Genomic DNA, 24,000 nt, shown 5'->3' with positions numbered 1-24,000 from the left:
CGCCAGGACTAGTACGTCTTTCCTGAAATCCATTCCGCTGCTATATGCTGCGGAATGAAAAAGCACATTGTTTGCCTGGACCACCAGGCCCGTGGAGGTTTGGAGCAGCTAGCACGCTCAGGCGCCCGCGCGGCGCAAGTGGTGCGTCGCTGCCAGATATTATTGAAATCGGACTCGGGATGCACCGACGAAGAGATCGCCGAGCATGTGGGCTGCACGACGCGCAACGTCCGAGCCGTCCGAAAGCGGTTCTGCGAAGAGGGCGTCCAGCGGGCGGTGTACGATGCGCCTCGCTCGGGCCGCCCCCCAGAGTTCACCAAGCGGCAGCAGCAACAGGTAATCGCCCTGGCGTGCAGCGAGCCGCCCGAGGGACGGGCTCGCTGGACGCTGGAATTGTTGTGCGAGCACGCGGTGAAGGAAGGCTTCGTCGATTCGCTCAGCGTGACGGAGGTCTCGCTGTGGCTCAAGGAACACGACCTGAAGCCGTGGCGAAAAAAACTTGGTGCGTGCCCAAGCTGAACGACGAGTTCTGTGAGCGGATGGAGGACGTCCTCGAGCAGTACGAGAAGCCGCTCGACCCGAACGAGCCGGTCGTCTGCCTCGACGAGCAGCCCTATCAGAGGGTCGACGACGCGCGGCCGCCCGAGCCCGCGGCACCCGGCAAGATCGCGAAGCAGGACTACGAGTACCGCCGCTGCGGAACCTGCAGCGTGTTCGTGGCGGTCGAGCCGAAGGCGGGCAAGCGATTCGTTCAGGCCAAGCGTCACCGCAAGCGAGCCGACTTCGCCCGGTTCGTCCGCGACCTCTTGAAGCGCTATCCCGACGCAGAGCGGGTTCATCTGGTGATGGACAACCTCAACACGCACAACGAGAAGTCGTTGATCGAAACCTTTGGCGAGGAGGCGGCTCGGCCAATGCTGGAGCGGATTGTGTGGCATTTTACCCCCAAGCATGCCAGTTGGCTCAACATGGCCGAGATCGAAATCTCGGCCATACAGCGACAATGCCTGGGACGTCGGTTGGCTTCGCTCGACAAGGTTCAAAGCGAACTCTCCCACTGTTCACGCGACCGCAATCGGAAGAAAATCAAAATCAATTGGACCTTCCATCGAAAAGACGCCAAACGCGTCTTCCCTGAACTCTATAGGAAATGACTTCCGGGACGACGTACTAGCAGGCAAATGGTGCTCGGTTCGGGCACGGCCGCCAAGTCCGCGATTTCTTGGGCCGACAGGGCAGAGTCGTACAGTCGGACGTCGTCAATATTGCCTTTAAAATCGCGACCGTTGTCTTGGTAGCTGTCACCGATACGAAGTGGCCCTTCGGCAGTGGCGATGGCACGGGTGTGGTTGAAATTATCGACATACAAGCCATCGATGTAGTACTGCACGTCGGATACGGTTGCTTCGTCGATGGGAACAACCACCGCGATGTGATGCCACTGGTCGTCGGCGACGATCGACGAAGTGGTGAAGCCACCGCTTTGCACCTCGAGTCGCAACGCATCGCCATCCAGGCGGACATCGAAACGCTCGCCGGCTCCGGTGCCAGCGCCCAACGATATGAGGGTACTAAACGAGTCGCCATGGTCCCCAGCGGTACCCTTCATCCAAAAGGCAACCGTGCGGATGTCGCTTGTCCAGGTGAAGCTGTCGCCGGAAACAGCGCCATCTTCGCCGAGGGCATCGTCCGTTGCAGCAGACAAGGCGAGTGAGCCTGAGCCCACAGCGTAGTCGGAATTATCGATGCTGGCAGATCCGCCGAGCGTTGCGTCGGCTCCTACGGTCGCGGAGCCATCAGCATCGAATGGGTAGTGAGTAACAAGAGCAGCCTGAATTGGACTGGTTAAAAGCAGAATGGGTAGAATGAGGAGTATGGGCAAAGGTGTGTGTTTCATTAGTCAGAGCCTTTCAGATACTTCGGTTCAGTAGGTGATGCTTCGGAGCTATCGGTGGAGACAAGTGGTCGGACTCGGGAGAGTCGACAAGTAACAAGGAACCTTCTCTGCGCCTGATTGACGAGTGCAGATACTCGCTTATTGAAAAGTGAGGATGATCACGATTCTGTTACCGAAAAAAACGAAAAAGGAAAAAATACTGATGGGGGGACTTCGCCGGAGTGTTTGCTTGGCTGGGGTGGCGGCCGCGGCTTTGCAAGGCGGCAGAACTATTTCTGCAATTATTGGTAGTTGAAGGTAAAAAAAGGCCAGGTCGTCCACTTATAGAGAGGAAGCATTTGCTGATTAGTGAATGCGTTCGCCTGTTTTGCTCGTCTTCATCCGTTAGCTGTATGCAAGTTTGGCTGATATGAAAGATCTTCCCTCCGGTAAGCGGACCGAAGAGTTTCTCCGGCTCTACAACCAAGAGCAGCGGAAGATCTATGCCTATATCCGGACGTTGCTGTATTCCCCCGAAGAGGTGGAGGACGTATTCCAGGAGACCTGCATCGCACTGTGGCGATCGTTCGACGAGTTTGAGCCAGGCACCGATTTCGGCGCCTGGGCCCGCACCACCGCACGCTTCCGTGTGCTAGCGCACGCGAAAAAGCGGACTAGCGACAAACATGTATTCGCGACCGAGACCATTGAGCTGCTAGCGGAGGAAATCGAAGAAGACTCGCCGGTGATTGCCAAGCGAAGTGCCCAGCTCGATCATTGCTTGCGCAAATTGCCAGAGGCGGATCGTCGGATTCTCGTGGAGCGATATTTCGATGGCCGCTCGGCGGCCCAGATGGCGAGCGACATGGGTCGTCCCTTGGGAACGCTCTACAAGTCGCTGCGAAGGATTCGCCGCCTGTTGCTCGAGTGCGTGGAAATGAACATTCGGCGTGAGGAGCACACCGCATGAAATCGGATGACGCAGCTGGCAATTTCGAAGACCTAGTCGATCGGACTGCGGACGAGTCTCTGTCGGCCGAAGAGTTTCGCGCCTTGGAGCAGGATATTCTCGAGGACCCAGAGAAACGAAAAGCCTATCTGAAAATGGCTTGGCTCTGTGGAGAGCTGAGTTGGTCGCTGCGCGACGATGCCTCGTTCGACCCGCTGGCGAATGTCCAGGCGGAGCACTCATTCGAGGACAAACTCGAGTTGCGACGCAGTCGGCCTGCCGCGTGGAACTCGGCGATCAGTGCTTTCGCGGGTGCGGCAGCGGTTGTGATACTGCTGTACTTGGGCGGTTTCTTGAAGCTAACTCCCCCGCAAGTCGCCGATGCAACCAGTAATCAGACTGCTGCTGATAACGTGAAGCCAAGCAAATCAAGGTCAAACGCAAAACGAAGAGAGAAAACGACTCCTCCAGCGGCCACGCTCACCGGTTTGGTCGACTGCCATTGGGGCGATTCGGTGGCCCCGCCGACCTACGGCGAGCCCCTCGACCCGGGGCGGCGGCTTGACCTGCGATCGGGACTCGCCAAGTTGACGTTTGAAAGCGGAGCCCAGCTTATTCTGCAGGGTCCTTCGAATTTCCTCGTCGAATCATCGATGGATGGTTCGATGGATACCGGTAAGCTCAGTGCGGTAGTGCCGGTGCAGGCGCATGGCTTCAAAGTCTCCACCCCTACGGCCAAGGTGGTCGATTTGGGGACCGAGTTTGGGCTGGAAGTTGACGATCGCGGCGATACCGAAGTGCATGTGTTTGATGGTGAGGTGCTTACCTGGCCGGTCGATGCAAAGGGCGAGCCAACCGAAGAAGCTCTGTCGCTACTGAAGGACGAAGCGGCACTCATTCGTCATGGACAAACCCTGGAGCAGTCGTCGGCCAAGGCTCATCACTTTGTGCGAGACATTTCGGCAAGGCTCGATGAGGCAAGTTTGCCGCCATTGCCAATCGTGGAAAAGCTGCAAGTCTGGTGGGCTGCTGATGTGTTGGTAAAGAAAGACCCAGTCGATCGAGTCATTGCGTGGCGAGACATCCTCGTCGGAGACAATCAGTCTGACGAAGACGCGTGGCAGCCCGACGAGGAGTCTCGTCCGCTTTGGGTGGAAGATGCGATAGGTGGTCAGCCGGGGTTGCGATTCGACGGCTCGCGAAACTTCATGATCACGACCCCTTTTATGACCACACCTGAGCAGACTGTCTTCATTGTGTTTCAGCGAAAGGATGCCGAAACTCGCGTGGAGACGAAGCGTCAGCTGATTTACTATAACGGACCCCCGTTTGATATCCCGCGGACAAGACGCACCTTTAGCATCCTTCAGATCGATGATGGCCGTGAGCAAGGACGATACCGAGCCTTTTGCTACGCAGGCTTGGATCAGCCACGTATGCATGCCAAGGTGGGAGGGGTGCAGATGAAGACCGCGATTGCCGAAAACGAGCCCATCGTGTTGGCGTATGTTTATGATCCCGCGGCGAATCGTGCGGAGATGTGGGTAAACAACAAGAGCCAAGGGACATCGAACGCCCCGGCTTGTGAGCCTTTTGTTTCGCGAAAGATAGTGGGTCGCCATCCACTGGAGTTTACCCACTTTTGTGGCGACATCGGAGAAATGCTGATCTACAACTCGGCGCTAGCGCCGGAAGATGTTGCGCAAGTGAACGCTTATCTTGGGGACAAGTATTCGGTCCCTCTCATTCCCAGCGAACCCGCGAATGTCGATTGATCGTTCATCGAACATTGGCAACAACGGTAGGTAGGTAGTAAGTAATTAAGGAAGGAACTCATGCAGAAGTTTCGTAGCGAAGCTATGTCTCGAAAGAGATTGCGCGGCTTTACTCTGGTGGAGCTGCTGGTGGTGATTGCCATCATCGGCATCCTTGTTGCCTTGCTGCTACCAGCGGTGCAAGCAGCCCGCGAAGCGGCGCGAAGAACCGAGTGCAATAATAAGATGCACCAACTGGGGATTGCATTACACAATCATCACGATACCAAAGGTCGATTTCCTTTAGGGAGTAGTGGTCGCAATCCCGAATCTACAACCTTGGCTTACGGAGGCGATGCGCAACGAATTGCATTTGCCATCTACTTGTTCCCGTTCATCGAGCAAGGAACGCTTTTCGAGAACTACGATTTCAGCGTTACCTACCATAGTCAAGTGAATAACCCCAATTCTCCGTTCGCGGTTTCGCAGCCGGCGTTTACCTGTCCTAGCGATGAACCAGTGCGGACTACCTTGTGTGATAGCAATTCTGCGCGTGACTATAAAGGCAACTACGGGGTGAACTGGGGCCCCTGGAGTTTCGATTGCCAGGTGGTGGAGTATCGAGCCTCGCGCGGTGGAGTGGTCGCTTCGCGTGGCTGTCCGAACGATTCGAGCGAAGCGGCAAAGATGCACAGTGCGCCGTTCCATTTGGAGTGGGGGGCTAAGTTTCGCCACATTACCGATGGCACCAGCAATACCTTGGCCATGATGGAAATGGTGCAGATTCCCGAGGCGTACGGCACCTGTGATCGTCGAGCTCGCATTTGGAACGACGACTATGGGACCTATCAAATCAACACCTACTCGACGCCGAACAGTACCGAAACCGATGTTTCGTGGTGCAGTAGTGACGACGAAATGTATCCGTGCCAACATGGCGGAAGCGATGTAAAGCTTGGCCGTTTGGGTTCGCGTAGTCAGCATCCCGGTGGAGTGGTAGTGCTGATGTGCGACGCATCGGTGCAATTCGTCTCCGACGATATTGACCTCGCCGTGTGGCAGGCAGCCAGCACCATCAACGGTGGCGAAACCCTATCGTTTGTACAATGAGTAAACTCGTGCGATCTCAAAAGTGTCGGTATATCCCTGGCAAGTGGGCGCTGGCTGCAGTAGTGACCGTGGCGTTTGCGCTTGCCGGTTGCCAGGGAGGAAATGGAGTCACGTTGTCGGGTAAGGTAACACTCGACGGACAAGATGTACCCAACGGGCGGATATCGTTTGTTCCGTTAGGCGCCGGACCAACCGCGAGCGCCCGCATTGAAGCGGGTAAGTACGAGGTGCTGATCTCCGAGGTTCCGTTGCCGGCCAACTATCTGGTGCGTGTTTCGTCGATGCAACCAACCGGGATAATGATCAAGCATCCGGATGCCGAAGGTGGCCAGCTCGCCGAGGAAAAAGAGGTGATTCCAGCAAAGTACAATACAAACTCGGAACTAACCATCGAGTTAACGTCCAGTATGGAACCAACTTGGGATATTGAGCTAACGACCGATAAATGACTGGATACATAGCCGTGAATAGACTCTTTTGCTTCGCAGGGTGCCTGCTAGTGTTGCTGCTTTCTGTCGGTGCGGTTTCGCGCGCAGCCGACTCTCCGACGAAGCCTAATATCATCTTCATCTTGGCCGATGACCTCGGGTATGGCGATCTGAGTTGTCTGGGACAACAGCATTTCCAGACCAAACATATCGATCAGCTGGTCGCCGAAGGCATGTTGCTCACCGATCATTACGCCGGTTGCACCGTGTGCGCTCCGTCGCGAGCCTGCTTGCTATCGGGCAAGCACACCGGCCATGTGTATCAGCGGTTTAACGGCCAGGTGCAGTTCCGCGAAGATCCCCAAGATCTGACCATCGCCCGCATTCTCGGCGAAGCGGGCTATCACACGGCGATGATTGGCAAGAGCGGATTGTCGTGCAACAGCGACGATGGATCGCTCCCCAATCGCAAGGGCTTCGATCATTTCTTTGGCTACGTCAGTCATGGCGGGGCGCATCGGTACTATCCCAAGTCACTATGGCGAGATGGGACGCTGGTCGAGTATCCGAACAATCATGGCAAAGAAGGGGACCAATACTCGGGCGACCTGTTCTTGAGCGATGCGCTGGATTACCTCGACACGCATGCCAGCGAGCCGTTCTTCTTGCATCTTTCGCTGCAGCAGCCACATGCGGACCTCAATGTTCCAACACAATGGAAAGAGCCGTTCCTCGGTAAGTTCGACGAAGTGCCATACAAAGGCGACCACTATCGGTCCGAACCGAATCCCAAAGCAACGTTTGCCGGCATGGTGACCTATCTCGATCACTCGGTTGGCCAAATCGTCGCCAAGCTGAACGAACTGGGCATTGCCGAGAACACCCTGGTCATCTTTAGCAGCGATAACGGGGCGATGTCGGAAGGGGGCTGGAACCGCGACTACTTCAATGGCAGCGGGCAGTACCGTGGTGGAAAACGCGACCTTTACGAAGGGGGCATCCGCGTGCCGACGGTTGCCTGGTGGCCCGGAACCATTGCCCCAGTTAGTAAGTCGGACCATATGTCGGCCTTTTGGGATTTCCTGCCGACTGCGTGCGAACTGGCCGGCGTCGACTCACCTGACGACATCGATGGCATTAGTTTTGCTCCCACACGGCCTTGTTGAACAATTAGTCACAAACCTCCGTAAAAACTAACGTGGAATGGAACCACGTACCTTTTTTACGGAGATCGAACATGGCTACGAAAGAAAAACGAACCTACAAAGTCACGAACTGGAAGGAGTATAACAAGTCGCTCATCGAGCGTGGAAACATCACTATTTGGTTTAGCGACGAGGCGTTGGAGAACTGGGAACATCCTAACGACCAGACAAAAGTCGGTCGCCCTTTTGTCTTCAGCGATACGGCGATCGAGTGCTTGCTGACGATTCGCGAACTGCTGAAACTTCCCTATCGGCAGACTGAGGGATTCGGCCGCTCGCTGGTGGCGATGTTGGGCGTCGAGGCAGCGATTCCCAATTATTCTTCGCTCGCCAAGCGAGCCAGCAAGCTGAATGTTTCGCTCGATATCGCTAACAAGAGGGGCGACATCGATATCGTGGTGGATAGCACCGGCATGAAAGTGTTTGGCGAGGGCGAATGGAAGATGCGGACGCATGGCAAGTCGAAGCGGCGGACATGGCGGAAGCTGCATTTGTCGGTGAATCCTGACACCCGCGAGATTGTGGCGGAGATTTTGACCGAGAACAGTTGCCACGATGCCGATGCGGTTCCCGAAATGCTGGAGCAGGTGGAGCAGCCCGTAAAAAAGTTTCACGGCGACGGTAGTTACGACAAGTGGAAGGTTTATGAAGGGCTGGAATCCGAAGGCATTGAGCCGGTGATTCCGCCGCAGCACAACGCCAAGATCAAACAACATGGCAACTCTGCGGAGGAGCCTTTGCCCCGGGACGAGGCAATTCGTCAGATTCGACGCAAGGGGCGTAGGAGTTGGAAAGAGGAAGTGGGCTATCATCGTAGAAGCTTGGCGGAAACGACCATGTACCGAGTGAAACAAAGCTTTGGGAGCCATCTCAAAAACCGAGTATTCGAAAACCAACAAACGGAAGCCCGCTTGCGCTGTAAAATCATCAATCAATTCACCCAACTCGGGCTTCCACAGTTCGAGTGGAGTTAGTCAACAAGGCCCTCCCACACTATTGGGAGAGCAGGGACAGGTTGAGCACGACTATCTCTACTGGGAGTTCTACGAGCAAGGCGGCAAACAAGCGATTCGCAAAGGTAAATGGAAAGGGGTGGTGCTCAACACGAAGAGTGCCCCCGTGTTCGAGCTCTACGATCTCGAGGCCGACCCCAGCGAAACCACGGATCTCGCTCAGCAGCACCCCGAGATTGTCGAGCAGCTGAAATCCGCCATGCAGGAAGCGCACACCGATTCCGAATTGGTATCGCTATTCTCTAAGGCAAAAGCAAAACGGGGCAATCAAAAGAACAAGGCCCGCTAATCGGCAAAGTGCGGAGTGAACGATCGCAGACGTAAAGGACTTGAAGAGAGAGCACCATGAGATGTATTGAGAGAATCGCTTCATTCGCATCCTTCCTGATGTTGTGGGGAATCACCAGCACCTGCTGGGCGGATTCGCCGAATATTGTACATATCTATGCCGACGACCTCGGCTTCGGCAGCGTTGGTTTCAATGGCCAGACCTTGATCCAAACGCCGAATCTCGACGCCCTCGCTACCGGTGGTATGCGATTCAACAACGCTTTTGCGGCTACCGTGTGTGGGCCAAGTCGAGCGATGTTGTACTCGGGCCTGCATAACGGACATACGCTGGTCGATAGCAATGCGAACCTAACCGGCGACCCTTGGCGTTCCGAGGGGCAAACCGTCGGCGATCACCTGCAAGCGGCTGGTTACTCGACGGCGGTGTTTGGTAAATGGGGCTTCGGCGGCAGCGGCTCAAGCGGCGATGGAACGATTCCCAATCCCACGATCACAGGGCCTAATTCGATTCCCACCGCCCAGGGATTTCAAACTTTCTATGGTTACTTGAATCACGCCCGGGCGCATTCGTACCGAGTTGACTCGTTGTGGACGACCGAGGAACCATTCGACGACGACAATGATGGGATTGCCGAGGTCGGGGAGAAGTATCAGCCCAACTCCGATAACGGACTCTGGTTGGAGAAGACAGGCAACACCAATAGTAATCTGAATGCGAACTATACCGCCTATACCGCCGACCTAGTGACCGCGAAGAGCGTTGCTTACATCGAGCAGCATGCCAATTCCGGGCAGCCATTTTATCTGCAGTACGCCTCGACGATTCCACATTTCGACATCGATGCAGTACGAAACTACCCGGAGTGGTTCGCTGCGTACGAGAATGTGCCAGGAGCGAGTTCGTGGACCGACGATCAAAAGTCTTATGCTGCGATGATTTCGCGTCTCGATGCAGCGGTCGGCGAGATCGTGGCCAAGCTCGACGATCCCAATGGCGATGGCGACAAGTCCGATAGCGTGCTCGAGAATACGGTCATCTTCTTCACCTCAGATAACGGACCTACGGCCGAAGATGGCTCGCCGATTGCGTTTTTCGATGCCTCCGGTGGCAAACGCGGCGGCAAACGCGACCTTTGGAATGGCGGAATCAACGTACCGGCCTTCGCGTACTGGAAGGGAACCATCGAGCCCGGCCAGGTTTCGGATCGCTTTACCGATCTGCCCGACTTCATGCCGACGGCTTTGGAGTTGGCCGGCACGCGCGGGCCGGTAGGGCTCGACGGAGTGTCGCTCGTCCATGAGCTAACCGGCCAGGGTGTCGATCGTCCCAAGGACTACATCATTCAGGAGCATCATGAAGGGAGTGGCCCGGACCCTGATGGGAAAAATGGTCGCTGGGCGATCATTAAAGACGATTACAAGCTCATCAAATACAGCGATGGTACGCTGCGGCTTTACAGTTTGAACGATGATTACGACGAGAACAATGAGCTAAGTCTGCAAGATGCCGCCAACCTGGCTATGGTCACCGAATTGCAAGCGATCGCCTTGGCCGAAGGAGTGGAGCAGAACGATTCGTACGCGATTGAATTCCATACTTGGACCGGCGACGATCTCGGCGAGGTGAGCGATAGCGCCAACTGGTCGGGTGCTGCGGTGCCAGCCGAGTACTGGTCTGCGGTGTTGGCCAACGACGGTCGCAGTCCAAAAACCGCAGTGGTCTCCGAAGACGTGCATACCTTGGGCTTCGAGGTTCGCGGCACTGGTAGCTCCGCCACACAAACCGTTCAGGTGCAGCAAGGCCACACGCTGGAAGGACGCAACGAGATTCGCATCAGCGAGTATGGTATTGTCGAACTACAAGGTGGTAGCCTGAGTTCAGTCCGTTGGGTCGATGTGCTCGAAAACGCTCAGCTAGTTGGGCATGGCGACGTGAACGCCGACGTATATAACTTCGGCCAAGTCTCGGTTTCCAACAGCGAGGGAGGCACTAGCATTCTGAGCGTTGGAGACGACTACCGGCAATTTGCATCAGGCGTACTCACGCTCGATATCGGTGGCACTTCCGGCGGCACGCAGTTCGACCAGCTAGAAGTTGTCGGCCAGGCGGTGCTTGGCGGTACGCTTGCTCTGCAGCTAGTGAATGGCTTCGTGCCGACGCAGGGTGAGTTCTTTCCGCTGATGCGAGCCGAATCGATCGAAGGCGAGTTTTCTACGATTCAGCTTCCCACGGTCGATGGTGTCGAGTTGTCGCTGCAATACACAAACTCGCTTGTGCTGCTCGTCGCAGGAGATTTTAACTTGCTCGATGGCGACGTGAACCTCGACGGAGAGCTAAACCAACTCGACGTGGATGCCTTCATCGCGGGTTGGCTTTATCAACAGCCTGTGCCCGATGTTGGGTCTTACAAGAAGGGCGACTTGAACCTGGATGGCATTGTCGATCGCGCCGACTGGCGACTGTTGCGACAGGCTTTTCTCGATGCCAACCTGCCCGCTCCGCAGTTTACTCCCAATCAGGTTCCCGAGCCGGTCTCGCTGCTGCAGATACTCGGCGGTATCAGTGTTGGGCTTGTGATGCGGAAGTGCAGCTAACAGGTTGCCAACTTATGGACTCTCACCTTAGTGCAAGATAATAAAGCTGTGATGTACTTTCGACGATACTGCTGCTGCATTGCCTTGGTAGGGACGATGGTGTTCCTGGCCGGCTCGGCGCACGCAGTTACACTAACCTGGACCGGTGCCGGCGATGGCACCACCTTCTCGCAGCTTCAGAACTGGGCCGGCACACCGACCGGAGGGGTAATCGATACGTCGGATCTGGTCGATACGTATGTGCTCGATACCCCTGCTACGATAGTGGAGAGTTCGGACTTGCGATTCCGCGCTGGGGGATCGCTGGTGCAATCAGCCGGTTCGATTGATATCGCCAGCGCCGATTTTGGCATGGGGTATCTGGAGAATCCCGACATGCCAGGAACGATTGAGCTCTCGGGTGGCTCGATTGCCGCAAAGTTTCTGGCAGAACTCAATGTATCGCTGGGTAGCGGTGCCCAGCTCACGCTCACAGGACCAAATAACCCGGTGAACGAATCGAGTATCTCCTTCACCGACATCACTGCCGAGGTGCATTTCACCGACGAAACCACATCGGCTGTCTTAAGTGAGCATGTGGGCAAGTTCACCGTATTCGGTGCACCAGCTGTAAGTGGAGTGAACCTGAGTATCGAAAGCGATGGGGCTAGTGGGTCGATCGTAACTCCCATCATTACCGAAACTCCAGCGGTGAAGCTTTACGTGAATCGCGACACCGGGCAGCTCACTTTAACGAACCTTACTGGGCAAGCTTTGACCTTTTTTGAGTACGACATACTCTCCACGGCCGGAGCATTGCGCGAGTCGCAGTGGACCTCAATTGCTGGCAACTACGATGAAGCAGCAAATGGAGGGGATGGTTCGGTCGATAGCGACAATGCGTGGCTGCGTTTTACCGCCGCTGGTAGTCGAACGAATCTTGCCGAAGGAACGTTCGGCGAAACCACGCTGGCCCACAACCAGTCGATTGAGCTTGGCACCGCCTGGATACCGAGCCCTTACGAGGACTTGCAGGCGACTCTTTCGTTGTTGAGTGAAGACCTGAAGGTCGAGATAGTCTATACCGGCACCCAGATCGAGTCGCCGATTGAGGTTGGCGATTTCAATGCCGATGGGTTGATCTCGGCGGCCGACTGGCCGTTGATGCGGGCCAATCTGTTTACCGATGTCTCCGGCATGTTGGCGGTGGATGCCCATCGTGCCGGCGATATGGATGGCAACGGGCGAGTGGACGAGCTTGACTTCCTCGCGTTCGAAGCACTCTATGACGCGAATTTCGGTACCGGGGCATTCACTGCGATGGTAAGCCAGGTTCCCGAGCCGCCGTGCTGGCCGATGTTTGCCAGTGTGGCCGGAGCCATCGTATTCGTCGGCAGCCGGAAGCGATCCTAAACGCAGGTGACCCGTCTGCAAGCCAGAACGCTTGCGGTCAGAAGCAGGGCGGTGTAGCTGGCAGGTTCAGGCACTTGAGTGGTGGATGCCGATGCGTTGAGCGGCGCTGCCATGGATTGGCCGAAGTGACTTTTCCAAAGCTGATAGTCGAGAGAGTCGACCACCTGATCGTTGTTGCCATCCGCGGCAAGTCCATCGCCAGTGGACCCAAGGCTGTCTCGCCAAATCGTGTAGTCGGCCAGATTTACCTGATTGTCGCCGTTGTAGTCTCCCTTAAGGTCTGAGGCCGCAACGCAATTGTCGCAGTAATCCACTCGGCCTGGATTTAGAACGCCATCGACTTCGTGGAATAGAATCTCGAGAGTTTCGGCTCCGCCGGGAGCAAAGATCTGTCCCAAGTTGATGCTCGCACCAATGCTTAGTAGTGAGCTTCCTTGCAGAAACGACTCCGCAATGAGTTTCGTGGAAGGGGTACCCATGACTTCCCAACCGTTGCCGGAACCAGCAGTTCCATTTTGTTCGTAGTCCTGCTGCTCAAGCGAGTAAAAGCTACTGGGAGTTAATGCTTCGTCGGGTGAACCTATTTGGTAGAGGTCGAGGTCAACATCGCCGCCCGATTCGTTTCGCAGTTCGGCGTAACCGGTGACCCGATCGACCACCAAACTCAGAAAGGGAATATCTGTTCGTTCGACCACTTGAATACCATGTACGCCTGCGTTGCCGGTAGCGCGGTTCACGGTGAACTCGATATTCGGCGACAACAGACCTTCGTACAAGATGAAGTTGGAAGGGGCGGTCTCGCCGATGCTCTTTGCTTCCGCGCGAACGTAATCGTCCGGGCCGGTGAAGGCTCCCTGTCCCGTGTTGGTTTCGAAGTAGGTGTCGCTCGAGGAGTCTTCTCCAAGTCGAGTGTAAGAAACACGACCGTTGCCATCGGAGCCGACATAGATGTATAGATCGTATCCCGTAAACGGGATGTTATTCAGAGTGAAATAGGATGTGGTTAGATCGGTGGAGTTGTCGACATACCCGTCCATCAACCGTTCGTCGTCGTTGTCCTTCGTGGGGTTTCCAGCCGCCCAGGTGTTATCGGCCAGCCACGAGACCGACATGTCGGTCACTACATTCTCGCTGGTCTTCAGGTTTTCCGCAGTACCGAGAATGTCGTATACCCCGTCGACCCCACCCACGGTGAAATAGGCCACGTTGTTCCAGTTGGCTTGCGAAACGTCGGCGAGGCCTTTCTCCGTGTCGCCGCGAAACCCGGCAACCCCATTAACCTCCGAGGCCGAAGATCCAATGCCACCGACCATGTTCATGCCGACTGAGACCGCATAAGTCGGTTGGCAGAAGCCCGTAGCGACCAGTACCGTAGCAGCTAAAAGAAATGTACGTACTCGATTCGCTGAAAGGCAACGAGTACGTCGTAAACCGAAAGGCACGAAACCAATTGCGAGCAAGCAACACAGCGTCACGCTGCTTGGCTCAGGGACTTGCGTGTTGGCGACGGCCTGACTGGCACCAGTGCTGGCTCCGAAGTTAGCTTTCCAAACTTGGTAGTCGGTCGCGTCGACAACGCCTTGGCTGGCGCCGGTGTCGTCGCCGTTGGCTCGCAGATCGCTGGTTGACCCTAGAGAGTCGCGCCACACCGTGTAGTCGGCCAGGTTTACGACGCCATCGCTGTTGTAGTCGCCTTGAAGATCAATGAACAAGCAGTTCTCGCAGTACTCGACGCGTCCCTTTTGTGTGAAGCTGCCGGTCTGGTGGTACCGGAACACCAGGTCTTCGACCGACTCAGCGGTAAAGGAAGACCCAAGCAAAACGCTGCTGCCGACATCTAGCACGCTGCTATCGGCGAGGAATGCTTCGCCCATCAGGTTGGCCGAGGGAACTCCGAGTTCCTCCCAACCGTGACCAGAACCAGAAGCCCCGTTGCCTTCGTAATCTTGGTCTTCGAGCGATCGAAAGCCAGTGGGATTCAGGCTGCCATCGGCGCTTTCGATCTGGTAGGCATCGAAATCCACCGCCTCGCCGGAGTTGTTTTGAATCGCCATGACACCGGTTACGGTATCGACCATCAGTGTTAAGAAAGGAACGTCGCTCCGCTCAATCAGTTGAATGCCATTGATGCCGGCGTTGTTCGTGCCGCGGGTGATTCGTACTTCAAGATCGCTGGAAATTAACCCTTCGTAGACGATGAAATTACCAGGCTCGGCATCGAACTCACTGATAGCGGTTGCACGAATGTAGTCTTCGGGGCCAGAGAAAGCTCCACCACCAGTGTTGGTGACGAACCAGGTCCGCGAGTTGTCGTCGTTGCCGAGTTGTACGCTAGCGGTGCGGTTGTTTCCATCGGTTCCAACGTAGACTACTAGGTCGTACCCGTTATAGGGAATGTCGGTCAGGTTGACGTAAGACGTAGGCCAGGTGTCGTCGACATCGATGTATCCCGACATCAGTTCCTGATCTTGATTGCTGTAGGGGCCGCCAAACGCACGGTAGGGTTCTTCGGCCAACCACGATACGCTGAGCGAAGTGGTCTCGCCTGCGGAGTTGATTAGGTCCGACGCGCTCCCCTTGAAGTCTTGCAGGTCTTCGATTTCACCATCCACTGGAGGGGCGACGTTGTTCCAGTTGATTTGAGAAATGTCGCGTGGGTAATCGTAGTCGCCGCCGTCGGAGGTGCCTTGCCAGCCCGCACTACCAGTGACCGTACCGCCGGGGCCGCCGCCGGTGATGCCACCGATGAAGTTGATACCGATCTGGCTTTGTCCGCTGGCCTGATGGACGCTGAAGACTAAGAATACTGCGACCGTTGTCAGCAGTGCTTTCGTTTTCAATGGATTACTCCCTGATGTAGTCCGCAAGGTGATGTTCTAGGTTCTGGAGGTGTGTAGACGCTGACCTGCCATGGCGGTAGCGACCAGCAGGGCCATCAGCGAAACGCTGTGGGGTTCCGGAACCGACTGAGACTCGGCCGATGACAGCCCCGCTTGCATGCCGAAGTTGGTCTTCCAAATCTGGTAGTCCGACATGTCGACCACGCCCTGGCTGGCGCCGGTGTCGTCGCCATTGGCACGCAGGTCGGTCGTAGAGCCAAGCGTGTCGCGCCAAACAGTGTAGTCGGCGAGGTTGACCAGGCCGTCCTGGTTGAAATCGCCCGCGATAAATAAATCGGTGTACACCGCGGCAATGTTTTTTACATCACTGTTCAGATCGTTATAGCGAAGGCGGATGTCTTCGGTGCCGTTGCCGTTATAGAGATAGCCGAGCGAGATGGCTTCGCCGGGAGCAATTTGCGTGCTGCCGTTCAGGTAGCCTTCGGAGACCTTCGATGAAGTCGAATCGCCAAGCACCTCCCAACCGTTGCCGGTGCCGCTAGCTCCATTGCCTTCGTAGTCTTGTTCTTCAAGGGTGAGCATCGCGTCGAGGTTGATTCCGCCGCTTTCACTGAGAATCTGATAGAAGTCGATGTCGATGGGGATATCATTCGGGTTGCGAATCTCGGCGTAGCCAGAGTTGCGATCGATCACCAAATCGAGGTTCTTGGCCTCGACGATTTGAATGCCCGCCAGGCCCATATTGCCGTAGGTGGGGTCGCGGTAGAGTTGAATTTGAATATCACTAGAGGTCTGATTCTCGAATTTCACGTAGTTCGAAGGACGATTCATCGCTTCGAATTCCGAAGTGGCAGTTGCGCGAAGATAGTCGGAGCGACTCTCGAAGAACCCCGATCCCGTATTGGATAGCACGTAGGTGTCGGTGAGTAGGTCGTCTTCGTCGGCGGGGATGTCGTTGCCGTCTGTGTTGTAGAAAAGTGCGTCGCTCAGGTTCGGCATCGTTGCGGGCGACTCGTAGTCGTAGAGTCGGACTCGCGAAATCCGCCCATCCGATTGGATGCCTGACGAACCGATATAGACGTAGACGTCGTACTTCGGGAATGGCAGGTTCGTCAGTTGAACCGTGACGTCGGCATCGCTCGACGATACGTCGATATACCCTTGCATCAAGGCTTCATCGCCATCGTCGATCGCTGGCCAGGGATTGCCTGAAGCATCGACCGTGCTGCCATTGCGAGAGTACCAGCTGTTGTCTGCTTCCCAAGCGATTTTAGTATTCGAAAAATAGGTCCCTTCGTCGGAAGTAAGCCCCGTCTTACTGCTATCGGCCCTCGGTGTCCCGTTCGAAGAGTTGGCGGTCTCACTCCAAGGGGCGAGATTGTTCCAGTTGGCCTGAGCTACCACCCCGGCCCGATTCATCAGCAAGCTGTAGTCGGTGCCGGGGGTCCAATTCAAATCGGTCTCGTTCGGGCCGAGTACTTCACCATCGAGGAGGTTGACGATCGGATTGTCAAATCGATCCGTTCCCTCAATCCACGGACCATCAGGGCCTCCCGAGTGAGGCCCACCGATAAAGTTGATGCCAATGGCATCGCCATGAACATCTGCAACAACACAGCAAAACATCGCTGCGAAGGTTAGGAGTTGGGAGATGGTGAATACAAGGGTGCGCGACATGGATCGATCCGAGTGAGAGTGGTCAAGCAAAGTTGTCGAACTAGCAGTGAGGTTTAGAAACCGCCGGGCAATTCGGGAAGTTGACCAGCGCGGGTGCCAAGGTCGCGCCAAGCGTTAGCGTCGATGTCTTCCTCGATAAAATGCACCGAACCATCGCAGTAAACTCCCTGAACACCACCTGGATGCTCGCTAGAGAACGACAGTTGCAGAGCATGGCATCGGGTCGAGCCGGGCAGGGCCGACTTCTCTTTACAAGCCATGGGGTCGGAAAGGTGCAGATTGATGCCGACGGCCGTGGAGCCTAGGCCTTCGGATGTATCGCTACCTTTATTGGTATCCATGTCGTCACTGCCGATATACCAATGGTCTTTATGGTCGCCTTCGGGATCTTCCGCTTCACGACCGATGCGATCTTGTTCATCCGCGTCGTGTACTGTTTCGGCAATGAGCAGCGTATTCGAGAGTCCGTCGGTGATCTTCCGCAGTTTCACCAGAGGATCGTTCTTGTTAAAGAGCACGGGATACAGTACCCCGTCGGCCATCCAGAGCTTCCGCCCCTTGGTGGGAGAGTCCTGGAAGCGAATGAGTCCCGTTGCACAACCAAGGTACGAACCAGGCACTCGTCGCTGCACGATCCAGCCCGGGTCGGCGGTGCCATCGAATTGGTGCTGCGGCAATGCCGCTGAGGGGCAACGCATCACGCTGAACACGGTCTCGAGCAATTGAACGTTCTGATAGGGAGGGCCTGCCAGGTCGGCGGTGGTGTAGCTACCACCATTGAAGGCCCATTGGCCATCGCCTTCGTTGATGGTGATCAACTCCTTGGCGTTGGCTTCTTCCAAGTAAGGGAGCAGGTGAAAGCTCCAAAAGCTACCTTCCGCGTATTGAGCTCCCGGCGGATACGACCGACGTGCCGACTCGTAGTTGGCCATCGAGAGTCCGAGTTGCTTGAGGTTGTTTTGGCATTGGGCACGCCGAGCCGACTCGCGGGCCGACTGTACCGCAGGCAGCAACAGAGCTACCAAAATGCCGATAATGGCGATCACTACCAGCAACTCAACAAGCGTGAAGGCGTGTGCACTTCGGCCTGCTAATCGCGACTTAACCGCTGTAGAACGCTTAAAATCCATAAACCCACCAAACCCTTTCACTATCCATGAAGGCATATCAACATGGCCCGCCCACGTTGATACGCGTACCTAAAATGCGATTAACGGAAACGCCGAGCAGCGAAACCAAGCATGGTCAACATGCAGGCAAGCGAAACGCAGCTTGCTGGTTCAGGCACTGTTGAGACCCCAAGCTTGTTGAGCACGAGCGATCCCATCGAGGGATCGGCCGCGTTGAGGATCGACCAGTCGGCTAGGTCGATGATGCCATCGACGTTCAAGTCGCCGAGGGCACGAGTCGTGACGTCGCCAACCCGCACGGGTACTCGTTCGTCGGCGTCGCCACCGGCCAGGATGCTATCGATGGTTTTTTCGTAGAAGAAGTTTTCGACAAACGCGGTCACGTCGTCCGAAGAAGCAGGGCCGGTGCCATCGCCGGCCACGATGCCATCGAGGTTTACGTCGGCAGGATCGACACCATTGAAGGCAATCTCACGGGCGAATTGGTTCTCGGTGGCGAAATCAAACTCGCCCCATTCGTCGTTACGATTGAAGCCGATCACGCCCATTTCGAGTTCGTCGATCAGGCCTTCGAAATAATCGGCTTCGCGAACCAGGTAGCGGATGGTGCCGCTAACGTTACGGGCGCGGGCACCGCCGCCGATGGAGAGGGGGTAGTCGTCGATCACCACTGGTTCACCTAGCGTGGTTCCGGTGTCGACTACTTCGCCTTGAATCTGGTAGTCGCCAGCGATTGCGGCAACGGCTACACCATCGACGTAGAGGGTAGCGCTGCCACGCTCGTAGAGGTTGTCTTGGGTCAGCAGCATGATGTGGTACCAACCGTTGCTGTCGACATTCGTACCAGGGAAGTTTCCACGTCCAACTTCGACTTCCACGTCGGAGTCGAAATCGGTCTCGGCATATCGCATCGAGAACTTGCCATCGTGTATGCGGACACCATGTTGCTGAGTGTCGTTCACCAATACCTGAGTCGAGGTAGCGTTGGCAGGTTTGACCCAGAACTGCAGGTATCGGTCGCTAACGCCGGAGTAGTCGTAGGGGCCGGCACCGGCGTCGCTGATGCTCAGCACCGACGAAAACGACGATTGCGGGAAGTTCAGGTTGACCGTGCCGAACATGTCGCGATCGCCATCGAAGCTGGCGGCCATGTTGCCGGTGGATCCGGCAGGTAGGTCGGGGCGATCGTCTGCAGCGGCGTACGTTGGTTGCGAGGTGCCGAGCACCGAGCCAAGGTTGGCGAACGATAGGACTTCAGGCTGATCGAAAATGGGATTGCCAGAACCATCAAACTCGCCGGCGCTGTCCAAGGTACCTGTGGTACCCTCGTCGCCGAAGCGATACCAGCGGTCAACGGTCGAAGCATCGGCCATGGCCGACGTCAAGAAACAGACCATACTAAATAGCAGGGCGTGTGAATATCGCATCGAAGGTTAGCTCCTCAGTGGCGGTTCGTGTTGTGCCGAACTCAGGGGTGGCTTTGTAGGAATTATGGAGTGGATTGCTCGTGAGCTGCATCACTTACACAGCAGCGTGTTGCGAGCGTTTGCGTCCGATGATACGACCTTTGAACACCAGGCCGATGGTCAGGAGCGAAGCGAGTACGAAGGTCGATGGTTCGGGCACAGCTGCACCGGAGACCATTGCTTGAAAGGCTTCCAACCCGTGGGCGGCAACGAAGATGCGCTTGAACTCAATGAAGTCGGCCAGGTCGTTGGCTCCGTCGCCGGTGATATCGCCATGAACATAGGCGTCGTATTCCGACATGCCCGACAGATCGGCAGCGAAGTTGTCGCGAATCGTAGGCCAGTCGAGCTCATCTGGAGCGCCACCGCTGAAGTCAAAGTCACCTAGTAAATAAGGAGTGGTTTGCGAAGTTCCTTCGAACCGAACGATGCCTTCGACTACCTCTCCATTGCCATCGAGATAGGTGAAGTTGATGTCTTCCTCTTCGATGCTGAACTTCTGCCAGACATTGCCAATGGTTTCGCTTGCATTATTTGCGATTGAATAGGTCGAAAGGTGACCTTCGCCAACAACGTTCTTGGGGGAGTTGCCACCGAAGGGAATCCAGCCAGAGTACCTGCTGGACATAGGGCTGGTCTGATCGGCGCGATCCAATGCCCCTGCTTCGGAAGTAATTGTGTAGCCTTTGATATCAACCGCACCGTTGGTGCCATTCTCGATGGTCATGGCCCCAGTGTCGCGATCGACGACGAGCGACAGTGTTGGGTCACCGTCGTAGAGACCAATGTTGTCGATTGCCCACCACCAGTCGTTGCGGGCCTGCTCCATGCCAAACTCGAGAGAAATGCTCGAGGTGCCAGCAGGCAGCGGTATATCTACGGTAACGGTTTCATTTGTTGCATCGGGCTTGAAATACTGACCACCGACGTTGGAGTCCCAACGCATGACCTCGGTGTCGTAGTCGCCGCCGTTGTAGGCAACGCGAATCACAGCGGTCTGATTGTTTGTGCCGGATGGGAAACTGCCACCGATCGTGTCGTCGAAACCTTCTGGTCGCCAGCTACTATCGAACTGCAGGCTCAGGGTGTCTTCGGTGGCTGATCCGACGCTAATCGCGGGGGTGCTCATGAAAGTGGTGTAGTAACCGTCGCCTGGGCTCTTATCATGCCATTCGTCCGGATCGGCCACGGCGACCACGTTTTCACCCTTCTGGAATTGCCCGCGGGCTTGCAGGTCGGTGATGGCCCACAAGTCGGGATCGGTGAAGGCCCAGCCACGCCATTCGGTAACACCGCCGGTGGGCATTTCGGAGTTGTCGATCGCCCATCCAGGCAACGAACCTGGGTTGGTATCGAAGTTCGACCAGAACTCGTAGACCACGATGTTTTCGTCCACCGAAGGGCCGAGGGCGATGGAGTCGAAGTTTTCGGAGAACAACAGCTGTTGCGAAAAGGCGGAGGTCGCCGCCATGAGAATCATGAACGCCAGGGATGTGATATGGAGTCGCTGCTGAGTACGCATTGAAGGTGGCATCCTGTAAGTGATTGGTTCAGTGAGTAGTCAATGGATGATTGTTTGTGGTAAGCAGGCTAAACGTGCGAGTCGTTGTTGCCCTGCATTGAGGACCGACGGCTGCGTACCGCACAGGCTATGCCCATCAGCACTAGCAAGCAGGCGGTCGAGGGTTCGGGGACACTTGCTGTTTGCACCGAGCCGGCGGCAGCTGTCTGGCCAAAGTTGGTCTTCCAAGTCTGGTAGTCGGCCATGTCGACCACGCCTTGGCTGGCGCCGGTGTCGTTGCCGTTTGCACGCAGGTCGGTGGTGGAGCCAAGAGAGTCGCGCCAAACCGTGTAGTCGGCGAGATTGACGATGCCGTCGCCGTTGTAATCGCCGGACAGGGGTTCGGCGGAGAGAACATTTTCGCCGTAAATGATCTTGCCGGTGCGAGTCACCCCCGAAGCCGTCTTGTACCGGAATACCAGGTCTTCGGCACCACCTGGGGTGAACGCTGCTCCGAGACGGATTTCTTCTCCCAGCGTGAGCATGGTGCTCTCCAACAGGTAACCTTCTTGAATCGAGGTGTCGCTGAGGCTCCCCATCTCTTCCCAACCATTGCCGGTGCCGGTCGGGCCGTTGCCTTCGTAGTCTTGATCCGCCATGCCGCGGAAACCTGTAGGACTGAGGGCGCCTGACTCGCTTGTGATTTGGTAGAAATCGAAATCGAAGTCAATCGAGGAAGCAGGGCTGGCGTTCTGCAGGGCGACTTCGCCAGTCACCGTATCAACGAGCAGCGTCAAGTCGTTGGCTTCGATGAGCTGAATGCCATGGATGCCTGCATTGCTGCGGTCGCGAATGCCTTCGATGCGGATGGAAAGCGAACTGTCGTCGCCCATCGCGGCCACCGATTGAAGCAGTAGATAATTGGCCCCGTTCTGTGCATCGGCTTGATTCATCGACTTAGCATTGATCTGCAGGTAATCATCAGGCCCAGTGAAAATGCCTTTGCCAGTGTTGGGGACAAAGTAGAACCCGCTGTCGTTGTAGGGCCCTTCCACGCCATCCATACCGTCGTCGATGCCGTCGCTGTTGGAGTCAGTTGGATAATTGACATCGATATAAGCCATGCGGCCGTCGATACCATCGGATCCGACGTAGACCACCAGATCGAAGCTGTTGTAGGGAATGCCAGTCATCTTGACGGTCATGTCGCGATCTCGCCCTGAGATGTCGAGATAGCCTTCCATCAAGTGTTCATCTTCATTCTCGATGCTGTTGTTGACTGCTTGATAGGAGTTCTCGGATTCCCAGGTGACGGTCATGCCAGGAATCGTGGTACCGGTTGAGGTGATAAACCCTGTCTGCGAGCCATTGGTGTCAGGCAGGCTCGGATCGTCTCCGGCCCCATAAGTGCCTTCGTTGAGCGTCTCGGTGTACCGAGCGACATTGTTCCAATTGGTCTGAGCGAAGTCGCCAACACCGGCCATGCCTGTGACTTCATGGCCATTCAAGTAGGCCGTAGGGTTGTTAGGGTTGTAGACCTTCTGATCCTCGGTCAATCCAGCAATCAGAGCGTTGATCTCTGCTTGTGTCTTGCCTTCCACGTTGATTTGCGAATGACGTCCACCGACGAAGTTGATGCCGATGGAGTTCGCTGCATACAGCGTGGAGTAGATAAGTGTGTTTGCTAGCAACAAGGCAAGCATTGCCACGAAGCTATTCAGGATACTAGGACGCATCATGTTCAATCTCGGTGGAATGCTCTTAAAGAAACGGGTGGTATCAATCGAGTGGCTAGAAGACCTCGTTGCCTCGGAGCATCAGACGCCGAGACAACGAGGGACTGAATCACTACTAAGGCTCACCGGCTTGCTGCTTGCTTGCGACGGAAAGCAGCCAAGCCAAGGATGGCCAAACCAGCCAGCACACAGGTCGAGGGCTCGGGCACGCGGGTGATGCCGTACACGCCGGTAGCACCGAGTGTGGAACCCATGGGGCCAGTGCTCACGAAGTCGTCGGTGTTTATCATCCAGCCTGTGGGAGGAGTTTGAGTCCAACCAATTACGTCGGCTTCGATCGAACCTTCTCGTACTTCGTCCAATCCAGGACCGAGTTCCGATGCCAGGCTTTCAAAGTCTTCGCTCAGGATCACCGAGCTGCTGAACAGGCTTTCGGCCGAGATGTTATCCACCGCGAACCACCAGTCGTTACCAGCGTCGACCATTTCGAATGCCAGGGTAGCCGTCGTTGCGGTAGCGGGCACTTCGACAAAGTCGTTGTAGTTGGCGTTCAGGTCGAGATTGACCAATGGGTCGTCGCTGTCGACCGAGTTACCAGTGTTCAGGTCAAGTAGCACAATGTCGCTGCCGTCGTCGAACTGCACTCGCACAAAGGCTTGTTGAGTGTCTTCGGGACGCCAAGAGTAGTCGAAATTAATAGTGAGAATGTCGGTTCCAATCACATCGAACGTCGGCGACATCAGCTGAGTGTTGTAGCCGATGTCTTCGCCGTTGGGACCTTGAGCGCCCATGCCGGCGGGACCGCGGGAGTCGTCCCATTCGTCGGGATCCGCTACCGCGAATACGCCTTGAGCTTTGGTGAACTGATCACGGCCTTGGTTGTCGGCATCGACCCAGAAGGTCGAATTGACGAACGACCATTCTTCCCATTCGATGCGACCACCGATGCTGTCATCGGCCCGAGGAACGTAGGTGCCGGCAAAAGCATTGCCGACGCAGCAGAGAGCTGCTGCAGCGAGTCCAAATATCTTCATCAT

19 protein-coding genes are annotated in these 24,000 nt (G+C 56.0%); 11 read left to right on the top strand and 8 right to left on the bottom strand.

What is annotated here, in order from left to right:
- Window positions 1-54: 54 nt before the first annotated feature.
- Window positions 55-519, top strand: a complete 465-nt coding sequence (locus Pan181_RS23645) for a helix-turn-helix domain-containing protein (RefSeq protein WP_145244956.1) — start codon at window positions 55-57, stop codon at window positions 517-519.
- Window positions 507-1,154 (top strand): IS630 family transposase, encoded by a 648-nt coding sequence (locus Pan181_RS23640; protein ID WP_145244957.1) that lies wholly within the window; start codon window positions 507-509, stop codon window positions 1,152-1,154. Before Pan181_RS23645 ends, Pan181_RS23640 begins: the two co-directional genes overlap by 13 nt.
- On the opposite strand, the gene Pan181_RS23635 is transcribed toward Pan181_RS23640, so the two are convergent.
- Window positions 1,142-1,897 carry a LamG domain-containing protein gene (locus tag Pan181_RS23635; RefSeq protein ID WP_145251050.1) on the bottom strand — a complete coding sequence of 252 codons (756 nt, stop codon included), beginning with the start codon at window positions 1,895-1,897 and terminating at the stop codon, window positions 1,142-1,144. The genes Pan181_RS23640 and Pan181_RS23635 overlap by 13 nt on opposite strands.
- Window positions 1,898-2,306: 409 nt before the next feature.
- Here Pan181_RS23635 and Pan181_RS23630 point away from each other — a divergent pair, with 409 nt between their 5' ends.
- The 9 genes from Pan181_RS23630 to Pan181_RS23590 all read left to right on the top strand — a co-directional run bounded on the left by Pan181_RS23630 (window position 2,307) and on the right by Pan181_RS23590 (window position 12,613).
- The gene (locus Pan181_RS23630) at window positions 2,307-2,846 is read left to right on the top strand and encodes a sigma-70 family RNA polymerase sigma factor (RefSeq protein WP_145251047.1); all 540 of its coding nucleotides are present in this window, start codon (window positions 2,307-2,309) and stop codon (window positions 2,844-2,846) included.
- Window positions 2,843-4,600 carry a FecR domain-containing protein gene (locus Pan181_RS23625; RefSeq protein ID WP_145251044.1) on the top strand — a complete coding sequence of 586 codons (1,758 nt, stop codon included), beginning with the start codon at window positions 2,843-2,845 and terminating at the stop codon, window positions 4,598-4,600. The genes Pan181_RS23630 and Pan181_RS23625 overlap by 4 nt, the downstream gene beginning before the upstream one ends.
- A gap of 60 nt (window positions 4,601-4,660) precedes the next feature.
- A complete protein-coding gene (locus tag Pan181_RS23620) occupies window positions 4,661-5,689 on the top strand; it encodes a DUF1559 domain-containing protein (RefSeq protein ID WP_145251042.1) in 1,029 nt (342 codons plus the stop codon).
- A gap of 8 nt (window positions 5,690-5,697) precedes the next feature.
- Window positions 5,698-6,138, top strand: coding sequence for a hypothetical protein (locus tag Pan181_RS23615; RefSeq protein WP_145251040.1), 441 nt, complete (start codon window positions 5,698-5,700; stop codon window positions 6,136-6,138).
- A gap of 14 nt (window positions 6,139-6,152) precedes the next feature.
- Entirely contained in the window at window positions 6,153-7,283 is a 1,131-nt protein-coding gene (locus Pan181_RS23610) for an arylsulfatase (RefSeq protein WP_197528641.1), read from the top strand.
- 71 nt (window positions 7,284-7,354) lie between these two features.
- On the top strand, window positions 7,355-8,296 hold the full coding sequence (locus Pan181_RS23605) for an IS5 family transposase (protein WP_145244898.1): 942 nt from the start codon (window positions 7,355-7,357) through the stop codon (window positions 8,294-8,296).
- Between the two features lie 22 nt (window positions 8,297-8,318).
- Window positions 8,319-8,624 (top strand): sulfatase/phosphatase domain-containing protein, encoded by a 306-nt coding sequence (locus Pan181_RS23600; protein WP_145251036.1) that lies wholly within the window; start codon window positions 8,319-8,321, stop codon window positions 8,622-8,624.
- A 56-nt stretch (window positions 8,625-8,680) separates the two neighbouring features.
- Window positions 8,681-11,221, top strand: a complete 2,541-nt coding sequence (locus Pan181_RS23595) for a sulfatase-like hydrolase/transferase (RefSeq protein WP_145251034.1) — start codon at window positions 8,681-8,683, stop codon at window positions 11,219-11,221.
- Between the two features lie 51 nt (window positions 11,222-11,272).
- Window positions 11,273-12,613 (top strand): dockerin type I domain-containing protein, encoded by a 1,341-nt coding sequence (locus Pan181_RS23590; protein ID WP_145251032.1) that lies wholly within the window; start codon window positions 11,273-11,275, stop codon window positions 12,611-12,613.
- Here Pan181_RS23590 and Pan181_RS23585 read toward each other — a convergent pair.
- The 7 genes from Pan181_RS23585 to Pan181_RS23555 form a co-directional block, all read right to left on the bottom strand.
- Complete coding sequence (locus Pan181_RS23585; protein ID WP_145251031.1) at window positions 12,610-15,453, bottom strand: dockerin type I domain-containing protein; 2,844 nt, start codon at window positions 15,451-15,453, stop codon at window positions 12,610-12,612. The two genes, Pan181_RS23590 and Pan181_RS23585, sit on opposite strands and share 4 nt — an antisense overlap.
- A gap of 36 nt (window positions 15,454-15,489) precedes the next feature.
- Window positions 15,490-17,130 carry a hypothetical protein gene (locus Pan181_RS23580; RefSeq protein ID WP_145251028.1) on the bottom strand — a complete coding sequence of 547 codons (1,641 nt, stop codon included), beginning with the start codon at window positions 17,128-17,130 and terminating at the stop codon, window positions 15,490-15,492.
- Window positions 17,131-17,183: 53 nt separating this feature from the next.
- Window positions 17,184-18,185: a DUF1559 domain-containing protein gene (locus Pan181_RS23575; RefSeq protein WP_197529313.1), complete on the bottom strand. Its 1,002-nt coding sequence runs from the start codon at window positions 18,183-18,185 to the stop codon at window positions 17,184-17,186.
- A gap of 155 nt (window positions 18,186-18,340) precedes the next feature.
- Window positions 18,341-19,687, bottom strand: coding sequence for a LamG domain-containing protein (locus Pan181_RS23570; RefSeq protein ID WP_145251024.1), 1,347 nt, complete (start codon window positions 19,685-19,687; stop codon window positions 18,341-18,343).
- 94 nt (window positions 19,688-19,781) lie between these two features.
- On the bottom strand, window positions 19,782-21,248 hold the full coding sequence (locus tag Pan181_RS23565; RefSeq protein WP_145251021.1) for a hypothetical protein: 1,467 nt from the start codon (window positions 21,246-21,248) through the stop codon (window positions 19,782-19,784).
- A gap of 68 nt (window positions 21,249-21,316) precedes the next feature.
- Window positions 21,317-22,966, bottom strand: a complete 1,650-nt coding sequence (locus Pan181_RS23560; protein ID WP_145251018.1) for a hypothetical protein — start codon at window positions 22,964-22,966, stop codon at window positions 21,317-21,319.
- Between the two features lie 119 nt (window positions 22,967-23,085).
- Complete coding sequence (locus tag Pan181_RS23555) at window positions 23,086-24,000, bottom strand: PEP-CTERM sorting domain-containing protein (RefSeq protein WP_197528639.1); 915 nt, start codon at window positions 23,998-24,000, stop codon at window positions 23,086-23,088.

Origin of the sequence: Aeoliella mucimassa (genome assembly GCF_007748035.1) — a bacterium.
Lineage (GTDB): Bacteria > Planctomycetota > Planctomycetia > Pirellulales > Lacipirellulaceae > Aeoliella > Aeoliella mucimassa.
This window is presented reverse-complemented; position numbering and strand designations above follow the sequence as displayed.

Excerpts from the sequence above, each read along its gene's own strand:
- Pan181_RS23645 (WP_145244956.1), top strand. The coding sequence starts at position 55 with ATGAAAAAGCACATTGTTTGCCTGGACCACCAGGCCCGTGGAGGTTTG.
- Pan181_RS23635 (WP_145251050.1), bottom strand. The coding sequence starts at position 1,897 with ATGAAACACACACCTTTGCCCATACTCCTCATTCTACCCATTCTGCTT.
- Pan181_RS23630 (WP_145251047.1), top strand. The coding sequence starts at position 2,307 with ATGAAAGATCTTCCCTCCGGTAAGCGGACCGAAGAGTTTCTCCGGCTC.
- Pan181_RS23625 (WP_145251044.1), top strand. The coding sequence starts at position 2,843 with ATGAAATCGGATGACGCAGCTGGCAATTTCGAAGACCTAGTCGATCGG.
- Pan181_RS23620 (WP_145251042.1), top strand. The coding sequence starts at position 4,661 with ATGCAGAAGTTTCGTAGCGAAGCTATGTCTCGAAAGAGATTGCGCGGC.
- Pan181_RS23605 (WP_145244898.1), top strand. The coding sequence starts at position 7,355 with ATGGCTACGAAAGAAAAACGAACCTACAAAGTCACGAACTGGAAGGAG.
- Pan181_RS23595 (WP_145251034.1), top strand. The coding sequence starts at position 8,681 with ATGAGATGTATTGAGAGAATCGCTTCATTCGCATCCTTCCTGATGTTG.
- Pan181_RS23590 (WP_145251032.1), top strand. The coding sequence starts at position 11,273 with ATGTACTTTCGACGATACTGCTGCTGCATTGCCTTGGTAGGGACGATG.
- Pan181_RS23580 (WP_145251028.1), bottom strand. The coding sequence starts at position 17,130 with ATGTCGCGCACCCTTGTATTCACCATCTCCCAACTCCTAACCTTCGCA.
- Pan181_RS23570 (WP_145251024.1), bottom strand. The coding sequence starts at position 19,687 with ATGCGATATTCACACGCCCTGCTATTTAGTATGGTCTGTTTCTTGACG.
- Pan181_RS23565 (WP_145251021.1), bottom strand. The coding sequence starts at position 21,248 with ATGCGTACTCAGCAGCGACTCCATATCACATCCCTGGCGTTCATGATT.
- Pan181_RS23560 (WP_145251018.1), bottom strand. The coding sequence starts at position 22,966 with ATGATGCGTCCTAGTATCCTGAATAGCTTCGTGGCAATGCTTGCCTTG.
- Pan181_RS23555 (WP_197528639.1), bottom strand. The coding sequence starts at position 24,000 with ATGATGAAGATATTTGGACTCGCTGCAGCAGCTCTCTGCTGCGTCGGC.